Consider the following 1,813-nt stretch of genomic DNA (forward strand, 5'->3'; position numbering starts at 1 on the left):
CTTTGATAAACGTCCTGCTGCCATAAATACAATGCCGAAATCAAAATACTGCCCGACAAAACCAGCAGCATGGTGCGGCATTCTTCATCTTTCCAATACACCTGCAAGGAGCGGTTGCCCAGCGCAGTAAAGTGGCTGGCGAAATTGATACCGCCCCAGACAGTAAAAAACATCAACGTCCATTCGACTGCTACAGAATTAAAATAGGCAACGCTGTCATCATGTGTCGAAAAACCGCCCAAGGCCACAGCCGACATCGCATGGCACAAGGCATCAAACCAGCCCATGCCGGCAATATGCAAGGATACAAAGGCGGCAGCAGTTGTCAGTGCATAAGCAAACCACAGCCGTTTGGCCACTTGCGAAATACGGGGAGCCATCTTGCTTTCCTTATCCATACCCGGAATTTCCGCTTTGAAAAGCTGCGTCCCCCCCACGCCCAACATCGGCAAAATCGCCACAGCCAGCACGATAATACCCATACCGCCAAGCCAGTTGAGCATGTGCCGCCAAAAGTTTACAGACGGCGCCAGCGTATCCAAGCCGGAAATCACTGTTGCCCCCGTTGTCGTCAGCCCCGACATCGCTTCAAAAAACGCATCGGTGAAACTCATGGACGGCATATAGAAATAAATCGGCATCGCCGCCACGACGGCAAAGGCCAGCCACAGCATCAATACCAGGGTAAATCCGTCACGCGGCCGCAATTCACGGTTGAAACGCAAAGTCAGCACCCAAGTTACACACGATACCAGCAATACAGTCAAAGCCGTATAGGCAAACACGAGAAACGCGCTGTCGTGATAAAAATACGACATCAGTGTCGGCACGGCCAACAGTAATGAAAACAACAGTCCCAGCTTGGACAATACATGGACAATCGGCATCACCTTGCTTACCGCACCGCCCAATCTGAAACCCTTATGCAGATACATCATATTCCTATCATCAGAAAACAAAATGTTTCAGACGGCCTCATAAAAAAGGCCGCCTGAAACCGCATATTTTATCAAAATGCCGCAATCCCGTGATAAAGAAAAACAAAAAACACTTGCCTGCTCTTTTTCTAGGAGTATAATGTTATACCATAACATTTACTGGAGAAAAAAATGAAATCCGATATCCACCCGGACAACTATCGTACCGTCCTGTTTTACGACAGCGGCGCAGACCAAGGATGGCTTATCCGTTCATGCGCCAATACCCACGGCAAAACCATGGTTTGGAAAGACGGCATAGAGTATCCCCTCTTTTCGCTTGATACCTCTTCCGCTTCCCACCCCGTGTACACAGGCAAACAACGCAATGTCAATATCGAAGGCCGCGCCAGCAAGTTCAACCAACGTTACCAATCCATGATGTCTTCCTTCAGAAAGGATAAATAATGCAAGTCCTCTCCTCCCTGAAAACTGCAAAAAAACGACACCGCGACTGTCAAATTGTCCGCCGAAAAGGCAAAGTGTACGTTATTTGCAAGAGCAACCCCCGCTTTAAAGCACGCCAGCGTTAAGTGGCCCAACCCATATTTCAATGTAACTCTCTGAATTTTCCGCACTTTCGTTTACCTCTAGCGCAAGTGCGGTTTTTTTTCAAACGGCATTAATCATTCATATCAAAACTACAAAAAATCCTGCCATACTCCCGGAAACAGGAAGAAAAAGTAAATAATGGTTATCCCTATTGTGAAGCCATAAAGATATTTATAACATGCCGCTACATTCTTCCTTCAACACTGACCATAGGAGTCAAAAATGAAAGTAAAAGCCCTGCTTGCAATTGCCGCCGCCATGAGCCTCGCTGCCTGTGCCGCACC

At 47.7% G+C, this 1,813-nt stretch carries 3 protein-coding genes; 2 read left to right on the forward strand and 1 reads right to left on the reverse strand.

Annotated elements, in window-relative coordinates:
* Positions 1 to 938: TrkH family potassium uptake protein (locus tag ACTHUE_RS17590; protein WP_440402836.1), on the reverse strand; the 938-nt coding region annotated here is incomplete at its 3' end.
* Positions 939 to 1,109: 171 nt separating this feature from the next.
* Between ACTHUE_RS17590 and ACTHUE_RS17595 the strand changes: the two genes are divergently transcribed.
* Together ACTHUE_RS17595 and ykgO are read left to right on the forward strand one after the other, a co-directional pair.
* A complete protein-coding gene (locus ACTHUE_RS17595) occupies positions 1,110 to 1,385 on the forward strand; it encodes a type B 50S ribosomal protein L31 (RefSeq protein WP_004520108.1) in 276 nt (91 codons plus the stop codon).
* The gene (ykgO, locus tag ACTHUE_RS17600) at positions 1,385 to 1,510 is read left to right on the forward strand and encodes a type B 50S ribosomal protein L36 (protein ID WP_003685279.1); all 126 of its coding nucleotides are present in this window, start codon (positions 1,385 to 1,387) and stop codon (positions 1,508 to 1,510) included. The genes ACTHUE_RS17595 and ykgO overlap by 1 nt, the downstream gene beginning before the upstream one ends.
* The last annotated feature ends 303 nt before the right edge of the window (positions 1,511 to 1,813 follow it).

The sequence above is a fragment of the Neisseria sp. P0021.S005 genome, from assembly GCF_051956955.1.

Excerpts from the sequence above, each read along its gene's own strand:
- ACTHUE_RS17595 (WP_004520108.1), top strand. The coding sequence starts at position 1,110 with ATGAAATCCGATATCCACCCGGACAACTATCGTACCGTCCTGTTTTAC.
- ykgO (WP_003685279.1), top strand. The coding sequence starts at position 1,385 with ATGCAAGTCCTCTCCTCCCTGAAAACTGCAAAAAAACGACACCGCGAC.